Genomic DNA, 15,995 nt, shown 5'->3' on the forward strand with positions numbered 1-15,995 from the left:
TGCGGCGGGTTGACTCGATTCCCTTGTGGGACAAGGGACTTGGCGCGGGGGTTGTCCACAGGAATCCACACCCGGGAAAAGTTATCCACAGGCTGTGCGAAAGATCTGTGGACATCGGAAGTGATCGTTCCGAAAGCCGCATCCGGGACGGGGAATTCCCGAGTCAAACCCTCTCTACACCCACGTTCGGGTGGAAATGGTTCCCTCTAAGGGATTGGTCAGGGAAAACAGGTGGACGAAGGGTGACCTGCGGGGCTGTGGACGCAGTTGTGGGCTGTAGGCCGATTTGTCGACTGTATCGTGCTTCGTTGTCGACTTGTCCCCAGGTCGAGAAGCAAGCCTGTGGATAACTTCTGTGGATGAAGAAAATCTGCAGGTAGGACCGAAGGGAAGGGCCCGCTGGGGGCCCTCCGGCAGGTCCGGCTAGAAACGGCCGTCCTGGCAGCGCGCCAGCCAGTCCGAGGCCGCCGCGAACTCGCCGTCCGACGTACCGGCCCGCGGTGCGCGCATGTCCTTCGGATCGACGTCGGCCTGCGGATAGGACCCGAGGAAACGCACCTTCGGACAGACCCTCTTGAGCCCCATCAGCGCCTCGGCCACCCGCCGGTCCGCGATGTGTCCCTCCGCGTCGATGGCGAAGCAGTAGTTGCCGATGCCCTCACCGGTCGGCCGCGACTGCAGCAGCATCAGGTTGACCCCGCGGACGGCGAACTCCTGGAGCAGTTCGAGCAGGGCACCCGGATGGTCGTCGCGCTGCCAGATCACCACGGACGTCTTGTCCGCGCCGGTCGGCGCCGCGGGCCGGGCGGGCCTGCCCACCAGGACGAACCGGGTCTGCGCGTTCTCCGCGTCGTGGATCTCGGTCTCCAGGGCCTCCAGGCCGTACCGCGCCGCCGCGAACTCACCCGCGAAGGCCGCGTCGTAACGCCCCTCCTGCACCAGGCGGGCGCCGTCCGCGTTGGAGGCCGCCGACTCCCAGATGACGTCCGGGAGGTTGTCCCGCATCCAGTTGCGCACCTGCGGCTGGGCGGCCGGGTGCGCGCTGACCGTCTTGATGTCGGACAGCTTCGTGCCGGGGCGCACCAGCAGCGCGAAGGTGATCGACAGGAGCACCTCGCGGTAGATCATCAGCGGCTCGCCGACGGCCAGCTGGTCGATCGTCGTGGTGATGCCGCCCTCCACCGAGTTCTCGATCGGCACGAACGCGGCTTCGACCTCACCTGCCCGGACGGCGTCGAGCGCCGCCGGAACGGACACCATCGGGACGAGCTGCCGGGTGGCCGACTCCGGAAGAGTCCGCAGGGCCACTTCGGTGAAGGTGCCCTCGGGGCCGAGATATGCGTAGCTGGCTGGCATGGCCTCACCCTAATGGGCTCTGCGGAACCGGGCTCACCCTTCCGAAACGGGGCTCACGCTTCTGCGACCGCGCCCCACTGGGCGAATCTCAGCCCTCCAGCAACTTCTGTCCCACGTACTCCCCCTCCGCAGCGCCGCCCGGCACCGCGAACAGCCCGCTCGACTCGTGCCGGATGAACGTGGACAGCGCGTCCCCGCGGTCGAGCTTGCGCTGCACCGGTACGAAGCCGCGCAACGGGTCGGCCTGCCAGCAGACGAAGAGCAGCCCCGCGTCCGGCACACCGTCCGCGTCGATGCCGTCGTGGAAGGAGAAGGGCCGGCGGAGCATCGCCGCGCCGCCGTTCTCGTCGGGCCGGGTGATCCGGGCGTGCGCGTTGATGGGGACCACCAGCTTGCCGTCGCCGCCGGTCTTCTCCAGATCCATCGCGGTCGTCTCGGTGCCACCGGACAGCGGCGCACCGTCGGACTTCCGGCGCCCGATCACGTCCTCCTGGTCCTTGACCGAAAGCTTCTCCCAGTCGTCGAGAAGCATCCGGATACGGCGTACGACGGCGTACGAGCCGCCCGCCATCCATGCCGGGTCGCTCGCGTCGGGCACGAAGATCCGCCGGTCGAAGTCGGACTCCGAGGGCTTGGGATTACGGGTGCCGTCGATCTGCCCCATCAGATTGCGGGCCGTCAACGGGCGGGTGGTGGCGCCGGGTGAGCGGTTGAAGCCGTTCATCTGCCAGCGGACCCTGGCCGCCCGGCCCGCGTCCCGCTGGATCGCGCGCAGGGCGTGGAAGGCGACGAGGGAGTCGTTCGCGCCGATCTGGACCCACAGGTCGCCGTTGCTGCGGGCCTTGTCGAGATGGTCCGACGAGAAGTCGGGCAGCGGGTCGAGGGCGATCGGGCGCAGCTTCTCCAGCCCCGTACGGGCGAAGAAGCTGTGGCCGAAGCCGAAGGTGACGGTGAGGGACGAGGGCCCGGCGTCACGCGCCACGTCCGTGTCGTCGTTCGCGGACGCCTCGCCCGCCATCAGCCGCTCGGCGGTCGTCGACCAGCGCCGCAGCAGGGCGGCCGCCTCCTTGCGGCCCGCGCCCGCCGTCAGGTCGAAGGCGACGAGATGACCCTTGGCCTGCAGGGCGGTCGTGATGCCCGGCTGATGTTTCCCGTGAAACATCACCTCGTCCGCGCCCACCGAGTTGAGGAGCGCGGTCCGGTCGGCGGCGGGCGCGGCGGCGTAACCGGCGGCTCCGCCCGCCGCGCCGAGCGCGAGGCCCGTGGCACCGGCGGTGCCGAGCAGGCGCCGCCGCGAGACGACGCGTGAGGTCTTTCGTGAATCCGGGGTCTCCCGTGGAGCCGGGGTCTCCCGTGAATCCGGGGTCTCCTGTGGAGGGGAGGCCTCCCGTGGAGGGGAGGGCTTCGGAGTGGACTGTTCAGCCATGGTGTCGTTCAGCCGATCTGCGCGTTCTTGTCCACGGTCACCTGGTCGATGTCGGACGTCCGCACGGTCACCTCGATCTGCCAGCTGCCCGCCATGGGGATCTGCACCCCGCTCGCCGTCCAGTGTCCGGTGGCGATGCGGTCGGGGACCACGGGCAGCGGTCCGATGTCCTTCGCCTTGAGGGTGAAGGCGATCTTGACCTCGGGAATGTCGAAGGCCTTGCCGTTCGGCCGCTCCACGTAGACGTGCATGTCGTTGCCGCCGACGCGGGCCGGGTCCAGCTCGACGCGGGCTATCCCCTTGCCGTCCTCGCCGCCCGTGTCGAACGGGATGTCCAGCGAGAGCGCCTCACCGGTCTGCTCCGCGGACGCGGCGGCGGTGGCGGCCTTCGCCTCCTCCTCCGTACGCCCCGGTTCGGTGGACGTCAGCACGGTGGTGACGGCCAGCAGGACGACCGCGACACCCGCCTCGGCGAGCACCGAGCGGCGCAGCCCCGAGCGGAGCGGGTCGGCGTCGCGCAGGCGCTTGTCGCGCGCGGTGGCCACCGCGGCGCGCTGCCGGGCCAGCTGGGCGGCCCGCTTGCCACCACCGCTACTGCTGCCGCCGCCACTGCTGCTGCCTTCGCCGCCCGCGGGGGCCGTCTCCTTCTCGGCGGGGCTTTCCTCGGACCTGGTGGATGCCTTCGACGCCGTGGAGCCCTTGCCGCCCTTGGAGTTCTTGGACCCCTTGGCGGCCACGGCCCCCTTGGACCCGGCCGATCCGGCCGATCCGTTCGACTTCTTCGATGCCACGGCCCCGACCGAGGCCTTCACCGGCTCCTTGCCCTTGCCCTTGGCCGGCGTCTGCGCCAGCCGGGCGGTCCAGCGTCTTGAGATCCACGCGATGCCGACGAGGACGACCACCAGGCCGACCTTGATCATCAGCAGCTGCCCGTACCAGGTCCCGGTGAGCGCGGACCACGAGCCGACCTGCCGCCACGACTGGTAGATCCCGGTCACGACCAGCACGGCCACGCTGCCGAACGCGACCTGGGAGAACCGCTGTACGGCGGACCGTTCGATCGACGGCGCGCGGTAGAGCACCACCAGCAAGGTCGACAGCCCGCCGAGCCAGACCGCGACGGCGAGCAGATGCAGTACGTCGGCGGGCATCGCGATCCCCGCCTGGAGACCGGTCGAGGCGTGCTCGGCCATCGCCCACGTCGCGGCGAGACCGGCCGCCACGACGAACCCGCCGATGGCGAGCCCGAAGGTCAGGTCGCCCTTCTCCTCCTCGTCCTCGCGCTTCTCGTACGCCCCGAAGAGCACGGCGATGAACAGCGCGGCCGCGGCGAGCAGCAGCAGCCTCGACACCAGGGCCGCGCCCGTCTTGGTCTGCAGCACCTGGCTGAGCAGGTTCAGGTCGAAGATGTCCCCGAACTTCCCCGAGCCGGTGTACGACCCGCGCAGCATCAGCATGGCGAGCGTGGCCCCGGTCAGCGCGAGCCACCCGGTGACCACGAGCCGCTGCACCGCCCGCACCCCGGTGCCGCGCTGCCAGCAGGCCAGTACGAAGGCCGAGCCGCCGACGAGCAGAATAAATCCCGCGTACGACACATAGCGGGCGAAGCCGTAGAGGCCGCCCACGATCCCGCCGCCGGCCTCCTGGTCGGACACGGCGACCGTGGTCGTGGAGGGCGCCCCGATGGAGAAGGTGAAGGCGCCTGAGACGGGGTGGCTGTCCGCCGACACCACCTGGTAGGTCACGGTGAACGTGCCGTCGGGCAGGCCGGAGTGCAGCTTCACGGCGTACGTGTTGCCGCCCTGCCCGGACGGCTTGCCGGTGTCGACGCGCTTGCCCTTGGGGTCGAGCACGCGCACCGAGCTGTCGGAGATCGCGACCTGCTCGGAGAAGGTGAGCGACACCTGGGCGGGGGCCTCGGCGACCACCGCTCCCTGCTGGGGGTCGCTCCCGGTCAGCGCGGCGTGCGCGGACACGGGCACGGCCCCGGCGAGGAGCGCGCCGGTGACGGCGAGGAGCAGCAGCAACAGCGTCCGCACACGGGGAGCGATGGTCTGACTCAACGGTGGTCCCTCCCTCAGTGATGCGATGTTGTGGACAGAGCGGACAGAGCTGGCATGGGCGAAGTGGCCGGGAACGCAGCCGCCCGTGCAGCCGAGTGTGAAGACGACCGGGAGGACGACTGTGAAGACGACTGGGAGGCCGACTTCGTCGCCGTCGACGGCTGGTACGTGGCGGACTTCACCGGCATCTCGACCTTGATCGGATCGGACTTGGTGAAGCGCAGTTCCAGGGACACCGTGTCGCCCTCCTTCGGCTTGCGCTTCAGCTTCTCGAACATGAGGTGGTCGCCACCGCTTTCGAGGACGAGCTTGCCGTGGGCGGGGATGTCGAGGTCCTTCACCTGCTCCATCGACTGCCCGACCGTGGTGTGGATGGTGACCTCGCCGGCCACGTCGCTGGTGACGGAGGCCAGATGGTCGCCCGCGCCGCCGTCGTTGGCGATGACCAGGAAACCGGCCGCCATGGAGTCCGACACGGGCTGCGGCATGTAGGCGGACCCCACCGAGAGGCCGCCACCGGAGCCGCCCGAGCCGCCGGAGTCCGAGTCCCCGCAGCCCGTCAGGATCAGTGCGGCGGCAGCCACCAGGGCAGCCGCGGACGCCGTACGACGGGTCACGGCTTCGCGCCCTTGATCAGCGCGGGGAGGTCCTTGGTGTAGTCGTCGACGGTGGCGTCCTCGCCGTACAGCACGTAACCGCCGTCGGTCTTCGGGGAGAAGGCGATGACCTGCGTGCCGTGCATGGAGGTGACCTTGCCGTCCTTGCCCTTCGTCGGCGCCTCGATGGAGATGCCCAGCGTCCGGGCGCCCGCCTGGATCGTGTCGAAGGAGCCGGTCAGGCCGACGACGTCCGAGTCGATGCCCTTGAGCCACTTGCCGAGCGCGGCGGGGGTGTCGCGCTCCGGGTCGGTGGTGACGAAGACGATGCGGAGCGAGTCCTTCTCGGCCTGGGACAGCTTCTTGTCCTGGGCGAGCTGCTTCTTGGCGACGGCGATGTTGTTCATCGTCAGCGGGCAGACGTCGGGGCAGTTGGTGTAGCCGAAGTAGATCAGCGTCGGCTTGCCCGCGGTCGCCTCGCGGAGGTCGTACTTCTTGCCGTGCGTGTCGGTGAGGACCAGGTCCGGTTTCTCGAACGGCTTGTCGAGGACGGTGGCGGCCTTGTCCGCGCCGGTCTCGGTGGACACCTCGGCGACGGCGTTGTCACTGCCGCTGTCTCCACTGCCGCAGGCGGAAAGGGTCAGAGCGGCCGCGGCGAACAGTGCGGCCACGGCGTACGTCTTCTTGCGCATAGTGCATTCTCCTGGGGCGCCGCACCGATGTGCTGGGTACGGGCCCGGGCCCCGGCCGGATACGGACCGGCCGGGGATCGCGGTGAGCGTCCGACGTCGGATCGGTCGGACCGGACCTGCGCGGCGGTCGTACCGGACCGGTGCGGGCCGGTCCGGACCTACGCGCAGGTCGTGGTGGACTTATGCGTTGGTACGCCGACGACCGGCGAGCACGCCGAACGCCACGCCCGCCACGCCGACGACGATGCCCACGACGCCCAGCACACGGGCCGTGGTGTCGCTGCTGTCGTCGGAGGCGGCCTCGGTGGTCGAGGCGGCGGCCTTCGCGTCGTCGGCCTCCTCGCCCTTCTCGGCGTCGGCGTCGTCGTCGGAGGCGGCGGACCCGTGGTGGTCGTCGGTCGCGGCGGACAGCGCGAGTACCGGAGCGGGCGTCTCGGGCTCCTCCTCGCCCTTCTCCTGGGTCTCGATCCAGCGCACGACCTCGTCGTTGGAGTACGTCTGGATCGCCTTGAACACCAGCTCGTCGGTGTCCTCGGGCAGCGCGCCGATGGAGAGCGGGAACTTCTGGAAGAAGCCGGGCTGGATGCCCTTTCCGTCCGCGGTCCAGGTGACCTTGGTGACGGCCTCGTTGATCTTGTCGCCGTGCACTTCGAGCGGCTTGTCGAGCTTGGACTTGGTGACCTTGACGTTCCAGCCGTCGACGGGCTGCGGCATGACCGAGGCGAGCGGGTGGTCGGCCGGGAAGTTGATCTCCAGCTTGGTGGTCGAGGCCTTGTCGCGCTCGTTCGGCACCTTGAAGTTGACCGTCGCGTAACCGCCCTTGGCGGCCGTGCCCTCGGGCTGCACGCTGACGTGCGCGAACGCGGGGCCGGACAGGACGAGGACGGCGGAGGCGGCGACGACACCGGTCGTGGCGATACGAGAAGCCTTCATGGCAGGAAACACTTCGCTTTCAGCACTGGTTCGGTGAGGAACCGTTCGGTGAGGAACTGGGGATTGCGCGCGTGAAAGAGCGGGCACGCGCGCGTGCCGCACGACGGCACCCCCGGAGTGGTACGTCCGAAGCGGTGCGTCGTGTCAGGCGGCGAGGGCGAATGCCTCGCCGGCCGGCGGACCGCGCCGGCTGACCGAGTGCTGAAGAGCGGTCGTGCGCGGGACCGGTGGCTCGTACGGCCAGCCGTGCGGTGCGCCGGACACCTCCGGGACCGCGCCGGGCAGGCCCGACAGCAGGGCCCTTACGAGCGCCAGGGCTCCGCGCAGGGAGACCAGCGGCCCTTCCGCCATTCCGTGCGCCGAGAGCCGCAGGAGGCGCCGCAGGGCGATGTCCCCGCGGCGCAGCAGCCATCCGGCGGCGACGGCGGCGAGAACGTGGCCGAGGAGCATCGGCAGGGACGGCAGCACCGACGCCGGCGATCCGACGGCGGCCGACATGGCGCCCGCCTGCTCGTGCAGGGCGTGTGAGGTGCCCGCGCCCGTACCCGCGCCGCCGATACCGCCTGCGCTGCCGGTGCCTGTACCAGTGCCCGTGCCCGTGCCGAGTTGTGCGTCGGCGAGGATCCGCTGGGCCTGGGCGGGGCTGAGTGTCGCGACGGACGCGCCGCACACCAGCCGTGCGGCCCGGGCCACCAGCGAGGCGTCCACGCCGGTGGACGCGGTCGACGCGGTGGAAGCGGTGACCGCCGTGCCGTGCTGTCCGAGTCCGAAGAGGGTGTGCAGCACCGTCTGGCCGGTCGCGAGGAGAACGGTGATGCCCGGCAGCGAGCGCTCACGCCCGGCGAGCGGTGCCGCGACGGCGAAGACGGCGAGAAAACCCACCCCGAGCGACCACAGCGGAACCGTCGCGCAGGAGGCGATGGAGTGGCCGGCCGCGGCCAGCACGACACAGACCGCGGTGAACACCGCGGCCCTCAGGACCCGGAGATCACCTCCGGTGCGCGCGCGCTGGTAGGAGGCAGTCATGGCGGGCTCATCATCGCACTGGCCTTACCCGCCCCATACGGCAGGTCCACAAGATGACGTGCGGACCGGAAGACGAGGTTCTGGTGCGATTCGCCCACACTTGCGTCGACTGTGGGCCGGCTCTGGGTCGCCTCTGGCTCGACTGTGGATCGGGCTGTGGGCCGGCTGCAGGGGCGACCGTTTGGTCGGCCGTGTGGTCGATTCTGTGTCGGATACATACCGGCCATACACCGGCAGATGGCGTCGGCACATCCCCCGTATGGGCGTTGTCACGCCGCCGGCACGCTTAGTTCCGGGTTCCGGCGGCAATACGTAACGGTATGTCGAGCCGCGGCCAGGAGGCTGGAGCATGAGCATCTGGTGGTCCCTCCATCTCCGGCGTGAGGCGGCGAGTGTTCCGCTCGCCCGGCGCCTGCTGATCGGCACGATGGAGTCTGCGGGGGTGGATCCTGACATCTCCTACGACATCTCCGTCGCGCTGAGCGAGGCCTGCGCCAACGCCGTCGAGCACGGGGGCGATACGGACCGGGGGAAGCCCACCGAGGCCTACCGGGTCACGGCCTACCTGGACGGCGAGAAATGCCGTATCGAGGTGACCGACTCCGGCCCGGGGTTCCCTTCGGGACGTGGTCGTGCGCCCCTGCGGCCCTCCCACAGCGACGCGGAGCACGGGCGGGGCCTGTGTCTGATCCAGGAGCTCGCCGACCACGTCCACATCGGCAGTTCCGTCAGGGGCGGGGCCGTGGTCAGCTTCGACAAGATCCTCAAGTGGCGCGAGGGCACGCCGCTGCTGGCCACCTGAAGGGCCCTCCACCGCCCCTCCCAGAAGGGGTGGTTTCCCTCCGAGGAGGGGTGGTTTCCCGCCGATCTCAGCTTCCCCAGCATTCTCAGGGCGCTCACAGCTTTCCCCCATGTCCCTGACGGGTGGCCTCCCTACCTTTTCTGTCATGACGGGAACACACAAAGGCACGAGCATCACGCGGCGCCGGGCCATCGCGGTCACCGGCGGTACGGCCGCGGCCGGCGGTCTCGCGATCGCCGGATACCAGTACGCCTCCGCCGACGAGGCGACCGCCACGGCCACGGGGACCGCCACCGAGACCGCTTCCGCGAGCGCGTCGGCCACGTCGGGCAGCGGTACCTGCGTTCTCATGTCCAGCGTCACCGAGGGCCCGTACTACCTGGACGGCGCCCTCGTGAGGAAGGACATCACCGAGGGCAAGGACGGCATCCCGCTGACGCTGCGGATCACCGTGCAGGACACCACGGAGTCCTGCGCCCCGGTCGCCGGCGCGGCCGTGGAGATCTGGCACTGCGACGCCTGGGGCTACTACTCGGGCTACACGACGGCCAACCCCGGCGGCTCCGCGCCCGCCGAGAGCGAGGACGGCTCGACCGCCGACGACAAGACCTATCTGCGGGGCTACCAGGTCGCCAACGCCAACGGGGTCGTCACGTTCGAGACGATCGTCCCCGGCTGGTACACGCCGCGCACCTGCCACATCCACGTGAAGGTGCACACCGGCGGCGAGAAGGAGGACGGCACCTACGAGGGCGGCAAGGTCAACTACACCGGCCAGCTCTTCTTCGCCGACGACATCGCCGAGCAGATCTTCGAACTGGAGCCCTACTCCCGGCACTCGGGCACCTGGACCAAGCTCGACGACGACATGGTCTACGACGGCGGGGGCGCCTCCAGCGGCCTGCTCACCCTCGAACCCGTGCACAAGAAGGACCCCTCCAAGGGCTACAAGGGCTCCATCACGCTCGGGGTCGACCCGGACACCGAGAACACCGGCGCGGGCAGCGGTGGCGGTGGCGGTGGCACGCCCCCGAGCGGCGCTCCCAGCGGGGCGGCCCCCAGCGACGCCCCTAGCGCCTCCTCCTCCGCCTCTTCCTCGTAGGGGGCCACGGCGATGAGCAGCCGCGAGGACGAGACGCTGGCGCGGGCCGCCGTGACCGCGCTCACCGGGCAGCTGGCGCTGGCACCCAAGCCGGGACTGCCCGACCCGCGTGATCTCGGTGCCCGTGTGACCGGAGAGGACCACTGCTCGCTGCGCTGGACGGCCAAGGCGCTGGAGCCGGGCCTCGCGGCGATGGCCGCCGCCGCCCGCCGCACCGGTTCGGCGACCCCCGAACTCCGGGCGGAACTCGGCGCGATCGGGCGGTCCACCGAGCACTCGGTGGCCCTGGCGGGCGGCGGGCACCGCGGTGCGCTGTGGGTGCTCGGCCTGCTGGTCGCCGCCGCGGCCCTGGAACCCCGGGCCGGCGGACGCGACCTGACCGCGGCCGCCAAGCGGATCGCGGCCCACTCCGACCGGCGGGCGCCACGACGGCCCTCCCGCGGCTCGTCGGTCTCCGCGAAGTACGGCGCGGCCGGCGCCCGGGGTGAGGCGAGAGCCGGCTTCCCCCATGTGCGCCGGGCGTTGGACACGCTGGCCGCGGCGCGCACCGCGGGCGTCCCCGAGCCGTACGCGCGGCTCGACGCCCTGCTGACCGTCATGTCGACGCTCCAGGACACCGAGTTGCTGTACACGGCAGGCCCGCACGGTCTGCGGCACGTGCAGGCGGGCGCGCGGGGGGTCATCGAGGCGGGCAGCACATCCACCGAGTCGGGCCGCGCGGCCCTGGCGGCCTTCGACGCGGACCTCCACGCGCGCGCGTGGAGCCCCCGCGGAAGCAGCGGGCTGCTCGCGGGGGCCCTGTTCGCGGACTCGCTTCCGGTATGGGTCAGTCCACCACCGGTACTGGCAGCCTGACCGTCGATCCGGGGGGCGGGCCGGGCCGCCGACCGGTGGGGTGGCCGGGCCGCAGATCGAAACGTGGCGCACGCGTACGTGCCGATGCCTCCGGAGCGGCCCCGTCCACGGAGGGCAGCGGGGCGACCTGGGTGCCGGCGCCCTGCCGCGCGGTGAGACAGCCCTCGGCGACGAGCTGGTCGTACGCCGCCTTCGCCGTGCCGCGCGAGATCCCGAGCTCGACGGCGAGCCGCCGGGTCGCGGGCAGCCGTGCGCCGGGAGCCAGCCGTCCGTCCCGGACGGCGTCGCGCAACGCCCGTTCGAGCCCGGCGCGACGCCCGTCGGAGACATCGGTCCCAAGACGCAGATCGACCCCGACACCGTCCCAGAACGACTCCACCGACCAGCTCTCCTTCTGCCGGGGGCGCGGGGTTCTATTGGGGGCGCGGGGAACGGCGCAGTCTTTATGTCTTTGGGGGCGCGGGGAACGGCGCAGTCTTTCGCCGTTGGGGGCGCGGGGAACTGCGTGTCACGTCCCGGCGCGCCCGCGGACAAGAACGGCCGGCCACCCCGTCGGTGCCCGACCGTCCACGTCACTTCATGTCACCGTCTGCCGACCGACCGACCGACCGACCGACCGACCGACCGACCGACCGACCGCAGGTCAGGCCGTGAGCGCGGCCATCCACGCCTCGACCTCGTCGGACCTGCGGGGCAACCCCGCGGACAGGTTCCGGTTGCCGTCCTCCGTGACGAGGATGTCGTCCTCGATCCGGACGCCGATGCCCCGGTACTCCTCCGGCACGGTCAGATCGTCCGCCTGGAAGTACAGCCCCGGCTCGACGGTGAGGCACATCCCCGGCTCCAGCGTCGCGTCCACGTACGTCTCGGTCCGCGCGACGGCGCAGTCGTGGACGTCCATGCCGAGCATGTGACCGGTGCCGTGCAGCGTCCAGCGGCGCTGCAGCCCCAGCTCCAGGACCCGCTCGACCGGGCCCTCGACGAGCCCCCACTCGACGAGCCTCTCGGCCAGTACGCGCTGGGCGGCGTCGTGGAAGTCCCGGTACTTGGCACCCGGCCGCACCGCCGCGATACCGGCCTCCTGGGCCTCGTACACGGCGTCGTAGATCTTCTTCTGGATCTCCGAGTACGTGCCGTTGACCGGCAGTGTGCGCGTGACGTCGGCCGTGTAGAGGGTGTGCGTCTCCACGCCCGCGTCCAGCAGGAGCAGGTCCCCGGAGCGGACCGGGCCGTCGTTGCGCACCCAGTGCAGCGTGCAGGCGTGCGGTCCGGCGGCGCAGATGGAGCCGTAACCGATGTCGTTGCCCTCGACCCGCGCGCGCAGGAAGAACGTGCCCTCGATGTAGCGCTCGCTGGTCGCCTCGGCCCGGTCCAGGACCCGTACGACGTCCTCGAAGCCGCGTACGGTCGAGTCGACCGCCTTCTGCAGCTCGCCGGCCTCGAACTCGTCCTTGACGAGCCGGGCCTCGGAGAGGAACACCTTCAGTTCGGCGTCGCGCTCGGCGGTGACCTTGTCGGTGAGCGCCGCCTCGATCCCGGCGTCGTAACCGCGTACGACCCGCACCGGGCCGCTCGCCTCGCGCAGCTTGTCGGGGAGTTCGCGGACGTCAGAGGCGGGGATGCCGTAGAGCTGTTCGGCCTCGCTGAGGGAGTGGCGGCGGCCGACCCACAGCTCGCCCTGGCCGGAGAGCCAGAACTCGCCGTTCTCGCGGTCGGAGCGCGGCAGCAGGTAGATCGTGGCCTTGTGGCCGTCCGCGGCCGGCTCCAGCACGAGGACGCCGTCCTCGGTGAGGTTGCCGGTCAGGTACGCGTACTCGACCGAGGCACGGAAGGGATACTCCGTGTCGTTCGAGCGGGTCTTCAGGTTCCCCGCGGGGACGACCAGGCGCTCGCCGGGGAAGCGCGCGGAGAGCGCGGCGCGGCGGGCCGCCGTGTGCGCGGCCTGAGCGATGGGCTCCAGACCGTGCAGCTCCGTGTCGGCCCAGCCGGACTTCATGCTCTCGGCCAGCTCGTCGGACACGCCCGGATACAGGCCGTTCTTGCGCTGCTTGATGGGCTCTTCTTCATCCGCCTGGTCGGCGGCATCTTCAAGCACGGCTTCCGGGGTCTCCGGAATGAGCGCCTCCGACACGATCTGCCTCCTCGATACGACTCTGGACGCTGTCCATCGTACGGTCGTACGGAAGGACGCCCAGAGCCGGAAGACCCGATGACGCACGGCTCACACACGCGTCACATACGGGTCACGCCGACTTCCCCGAGGAGGGCCCTGCGGGCCTACCGAAGACGGGCCTGCGGCCGGACCGAAGAGGGCACCTCCTTAAGGAAGAGGTGCTTGCGGCCTCCCCGAAGAGCGGCCTGCGGTCTGCCCGGAGCGATGCGTGCGGCTCATGCGAACCGAGCCCCGTCGGATACGCGGCTCACTCGAACCGAGTCCCGCCGCACACGCGGCTCGCTCGAAGCGTGCCGGGCCGTACACGCGGCTCACTCGAAGCGTGCCGCGAGAAGCACCACGTCCTCGTTGCTGTCGGCGTCGTCGAGGCCGTCCGGCAGCATCGTCCGCAGGACGTGGTCGGCGACGGCCCCGGGGTCGGCCCGCAGCGCTCGGGGCACGCTCGTGGCCGCCGCGTGCAGCCGTGAGAAGGCCCGGTCCATGGGGTCGCCGGTCCGGTGCAGCAGCCCGTCCGTGTAGAGCAGAACCGTCTCTCCCGCCTCCGCACGGAACTCCACGCTGGGCGCCTCCCAGCAGGCGAGCATGCCCAGGGGCGCCGAGAGCGACGTCTCCACGTACTCGGTGCGCCGCTCGCCGATCACCAGCGGCGGGCTGTGTCCGGCCCCGGCCAGCGTGATCTTGCGCAGCGCCGGCTCGCAGTACGCGAACAGGGCGGTCGCGGAACGGGCCGGTTCGGTGAGCCGCAGCAGCAGTTCGAGGTCGGACAGGACGGCGACCGGGTCCTCGCCCTCCATCACCGCGTACGCCCGCAGGGAGGCCCGCAGCCGGCCCATCGCCGCGACGGCACTGGGACCGGACCCGGTGACGGACCCCACCGCGAGGCCGAGCGCGGCGTCGGGCAGCGGCAGCGCGTCGTACCAGTCGCCGCCGCCGCGCGGTCCCGTGCGGTGCCGGGCGGCGAGCTGGACCCCGGAGACTCGGGGCAGCCTGGAGGGGAGCAGTTCCTCCGAGATGGTCGTGATGCACGCGCGCGTGCGCTCCAGCTCCACCAAGCGGGCCAGGTGCTCGGCCGCGTACGCCGTGTAGAGGCCGACCAGGTGGCGCTGCCGCTCGACCGGCTCGGCCGGTTCGTCGTAGAGCCACACCGCGGCGCCCAGCCGGCCCGCCGCGTCGGTGGACAGCGGCAGCGCGTAGCTCGCGGCATAGCCGAGCCGCGCGGCCACCTCGCGGTGCCGCGGGTCGAGCCCGTCCTCGGAGAGCAGATCGGGCTGGGCGATCTCGCCCTCGCCGCCGGGAAGCCCGTCGAGGATCTTCCCGTACGACATGGCGCTGCGCGGGACGGTCTCGATGTGTCCGAGATCCGCCCGGGCCAGGCCCAGGCCGATCGTGGTGTCCGGGCCGAGCCCGTCGCCCGGTTCCAGCACCACGAGACCGCGCCGGGCGCCCACGAGGGCGGCTCCGGCGCGCAGCAGTTCCTGGAGGGCGTCCGCCAGTGCGGCGGTCCGTGCCAGTCGCTCGGTCAGCTCGTGCAGAGTGGTGAGATCGGACACCCAGCCTGCGAGTCTGTCCTGGAGGACGGCCCCCGGGGCGTGTGGGGAAGTGGCCGGTGGGGAACCCGGGGTGGCACGGGTCGGCGCGACAGTGTGTGTGGGTGAGGGAACCGTTGAATCGATTCCGGCCACTTTCGGAAGGTGAGGGGCGTTCATGGTGTCCGGCTTTCCGACCGGTGCGTATTGCTCAATAGCATCGCAAACCCCCATGTCATTCTGCGCCGCTGGCAGTGTCTCCACATGTACACGCACTCGTAAGGGGATGTCCAGCATTGTCCTGCTGGGATTCCTGGTGTCCGTGGGACTGCTACGGAAAGGTAAAGTTGGCTTAAAGTTGACTCTAGTCGCGGTGTATTGCGGTCGACTGGCCTAGCTCGACAGAGCGTCACAGCGGTCGTGATGGGTACGTACTCGGTGAAGGCCAGGTGTGGTGGGGATCCTCACGGAACCCTCCCGGAACCTGGCACCGGACCCGGGCGTCTTAACCACCGACGACCGTGCCCCATCCTCCCGTGGCGGAGGCGGCGAGATATACGCGGGACAGCAAACGCCAGGCGCCGCCACCCCACGCCATGCCCGTGCTTTAGCCAGACGCAGTATGGACGCGGACGCAACCAACGCTCGGCCCATAGGGGTTCCCCTTGTCTCTGACGAGGGTGTGATGCGCCAGTAGGTACGCACAGTGAAGTGATCGACACATGGTGTGATGTGGTTCCTCGGCGTTCAACGGAAAGGAACGAGCGCACATGCGCGAGATCCTCGGAAGGCGACGCAGGCTCCTGTCCAGGCGAAATGACGGGAGGCCTGAGATGCTCAGCGCGGCCCTGACCTTCGCGACCCAATGGCAGTGGCCCGTACTCCCGGGTGTGGCCCCGGACCCGCAGGGGCGGGCCCGATGCGGGTGCCCGGACCCGGAGTGCACGGTGCCAGGTGCCCACCCCTTCGACCCCGGCCTGCTCGCGGCCACCACCGACGAACGCATGGCGCGCTGGTGGTGGACGAACCGGCCGACGGCCCCGATCATCCTCGCCACCGGAGGAAACGCTCCGTGCGCGGTGAGCCTGCCGGCTCCGGCCGCGGCGCGGGCGCTGGCCGCCCTCGACCTCAAGGAAATGCGCCTCGGCCCCGTGATCGCGTCCCCGACGCGCTGGGCGCTGCTCGTGAAGCCGTACTCCCTGGAGCAGCTGGGTGAGCTGCTCTACGCCAAGGACTTCGTGCCCGGCTCGCTGCGTTTCCACGGCGAGGGCGGTTATGTGGCCCTTCCGCCGTCCGAGACCGGGCAGGGCGGGATCCGCTGGGAGCGTGCTCCGCTGCCGGGCTCGGCCGCCCCCTGGGTGCCCGACGTCGAGGCCGTGGTGGACGCGGTGGTGGAGGCTCTCACTCGTACGGGTGTGAGCGCCCCCGAGTTGTAGGGGAATCGG

The 15,995-nt window shown here is 70.8% G+C and carries 13 protein-coding genes and 1 pseudogene; 4 read left to right on the plus strand and 10 right to left on the minus strand.

Going from position 1 to position 15,995, the window contains the following annotated elements; all coding sequences use genetic code 11:
• Window positions 1-423: 423 nt before the first annotated feature.
• From pheA to IE278_RS11980, 7 genes are all read right to left on the minus strand, one after another.
• Window positions 424-1,356, minus strand: a complete 933-nt coding sequence (pheA, locus tag IE278_RS11950; protein ID WP_189771473.1) for a prephenate dehydratase — start codon at window positions 1,354-1,356, stop codon at window positions 424-426.
• 88 nt (window positions 1,357-1,444) lie between these two features.
• Window positions 1,445-2,782 (minus strand): iron uptake transporter deferrochelatase/peroxidase subunit, encoded by a 1,338-nt coding sequence (gene efeB / locus IE278_RS11955; protein WP_189771474.1) that lies wholly within the window; start codon window positions 2,780-2,782, stop codon window positions 1,445-1,447.
• Between the two features lie 8 nt (window positions 2,783-2,790).
• Window positions 2,791-4,845, minus strand: a complete 2,055-nt coding sequence (locus IE278_RS11960) for a copper resistance CopC/CopD family protein (RefSeq protein ID WP_189771475.1) — start codon at window positions 4,843-4,845, stop codon at window positions 2,791-2,793.
• Window positions 4,846-4,859: 14 nt separating this feature from the next.
• Window positions 4,860-5,462: a copper chaperone PCu(A)C gene (locus IE278_RS11965; protein WP_189771476.1), complete on the minus strand. Its 603-nt coding sequence runs from the start codon at window positions 5,460-5,462 to the stop codon at window positions 4,860-4,862.
• The gene (locus IE278_RS11970) at window positions 5,459-6,133 is read right to left on the minus strand and encodes an SCO family protein (RefSeq protein WP_189771477.1); all 675 of its coding nucleotides are present in this window, start codon (window positions 6,131-6,133) and stop codon (window positions 5,459-5,461) included. Before IE278_RS11970 ends, IE278_RS11965 begins: the two co-directional genes overlap by 4 nt.
• 180 nt (window positions 6,134-6,313) lie before the next feature.
• On the minus strand, window positions 6,314-7,066 hold the full coding sequence (locus IE278_RS11975) for a YcnI family copper-binding membrane protein (RefSeq protein WP_189771478.1): 753 nt from the start codon (window positions 7,064-7,066) through the stop codon (window positions 6,314-6,316).
• Between the two features lie 144 nt (window positions 7,067-7,210).
• Window positions 7,211-8,092, minus strand: coding sequence for a hypothetical protein (locus IE278_RS11980; protein ID WP_189771479.1), 882 nt, complete (start codon window positions 8,090-8,092; stop codon window positions 7,211-7,213).
• Window positions 8,093-8,441: 349 nt separating this feature from the next.
• Here IE278_RS11980 and IE278_RS11985 point away from each other — a divergent pair, with 349 nt between their 5' ends.
• The 3 genes from IE278_RS11985 to IE278_RS11995 all read left to right on the plus strand — a co-directional run bounded on the left by IE278_RS11985 (window position 8,442) and on the right by IE278_RS11995 (window position 10,851).
• The gene (locus IE278_RS11985; protein WP_107020479.1) at window positions 8,442-8,894 is read left to right on the plus strand and encodes an ATP-binding protein; all 453 of its coding nucleotides are present in this window, start codon (window positions 8,442-8,444) and stop codon (window positions 8,892-8,894) included.
• 145 nt (window positions 8,895-9,039) lie between these two features.
• Window positions 9,040-9,996 (plus strand): intradiol ring-cleavage dioxygenase, encoded by a 957-nt coding sequence (locus IE278_RS11990; RefSeq protein ID WP_246570259.1) that lies wholly within the window; start codon window positions 9,040-9,042, stop codon window positions 9,994-9,996.
• A gap of 12 nt (window positions 9,997-10,008) precedes the next feature.
• Complete coding sequence (locus IE278_RS11995) at window positions 10,009-10,851, plus strand: triphosphoribosyl-dephospho-CoA synthase (RefSeq protein ID WP_189771483.1); 843 nt, start codon at window positions 10,009-10,011, stop codon at window positions 10,849-10,851.
• Between the two features lie 37 nt (window positions 10,852-10,888).
• Here IE278_RS11995 and IE278_RS12000 read toward each other — a convergent pair.
• The 3 genes and pseudogenes from IE278_RS12000 to IE278_RS12010 all read right to left on the minus strand — a co-directional run.
• Window positions 10,889-11,230, minus strand: a pseudogene (locus IE278_RS12000) (GntR family transcriptional regulator); the annotation flags it as partial.
• A gap of 264 nt (window positions 11,231-11,494) precedes the next feature.
• A complete protein-coding gene (locus tag IE278_RS12005; protein ID WP_189771485.1) occupies window positions 11,495-12,982 on the minus strand; it encodes an aminopeptidase P family protein in 1,488 nt (495 codons plus the stop codon).
• A gap of 353 nt (window positions 12,983-13,335) precedes the next feature.
• Window positions 13,336-14,847 carry a PP2C family protein-serine/threonine phosphatase gene (locus IE278_RS12010; RefSeq protein WP_189771487.1) on the minus strand — a complete coding sequence of 504 codons (1,512 nt, stop codon included), beginning with the start codon at window positions 14,845-14,847 and terminating at the stop codon, window positions 13,336-13,338.
• 473 nt (window positions 14,848-15,320) lie between these two features.
• Here IE278_RS12010 and IE278_RS12015 point away from each other — a divergent pair, with 473 nt between their 5' ends.
• Window positions 15,321-15,986: a bifunctional DNA primase/polymerase gene (locus tag IE278_RS12015; protein ID WP_189771489.1), complete on the plus strand. Its 666-nt coding sequence runs from the start codon at window positions 15,321-15,323 to the stop codon at window positions 15,984-15,986.
• Window positions 15,987-15,995 lie beyond the last annotated feature (9 nt).

This window comes from Streptomyces tauricus, from assembly GCF_014650955.1.
Taxonomy (GTDB): domain Bacteria; phylum Actinomycetota; class Actinomycetes; order Streptomycetales; family Streptomycetaceae; genus Streptomyces; species Streptomyces tauricus.

Excerpts from the sequence above, each read along its gene's own strand:
- pheA (WP_189771473.1), bottom strand. The coding sequence starts at position 1,356 with ATGCCAGCCAGCTACGCATATCTCGGCCCCGAGGGCACCTTCACCGAA.
- efeB (WP_189771474.1), bottom strand. The coding sequence starts at position 2,782 with ATGGCTGAACAGTCCACTCCGAAGCCCTCCCCTCCACGGGAGGCCTCC.
- IE278_RS11970 (WP_189771477.1), bottom strand. The coding sequence starts at position 6,133 with ATGCGCAAGAAGACGTACGCCGTGGCCGCACTGTTCGCCGCGGCCGCT.
- IE278_RS11975 (WP_189771478.1), bottom strand. The coding sequence starts at position 7,066 with ATGAAGGCTTCTCGTATCGCCACGACCGGTGTCGTCGCCGCCTCCGCC.
- IE278_RS11980 (WP_189771479.1), bottom strand. The coding sequence starts at position 8,092 with ATGACTGCCTCCTACCAGCGCGCGCGCACCGGAGGTGATCTCCGGGTC.
- IE278_RS11985 (WP_107020479.1), top strand. The coding sequence starts at position 8,442 with ATGAGCATCTGGTGGTCCCTCCATCTCCGGCGTGAGGCGGCGAGTGTT.
- IE278_RS11990 (WP_246570259.1), top strand. The coding sequence starts at position 9,040 with ATGACGGGAACACACAAAGGCACGAGCATCACGCGGCGCCGGGCCATC.
- IE278_RS11995 (WP_189771483.1), top strand. The coding sequence starts at position 10,009 with ATGAGCAGCCGCGAGGACGAGACGCTGGCGCGGGCCGCCGTGACCGCG.
- IE278_RS12010 (WP_189771487.1), bottom strand. The coding sequence starts at position 14,847 with ATGCTGGACATCCCCTTACGAGTGCGTGTACATGTGGAGACACTGCCA.
- IE278_RS12015 (WP_189771489.1), top strand. The coding sequence starts at position 15,321 with ATGCGCGAGATCCTCGGAAGGCGACGCAGGCTCCTGTCCAGGCGAAAT.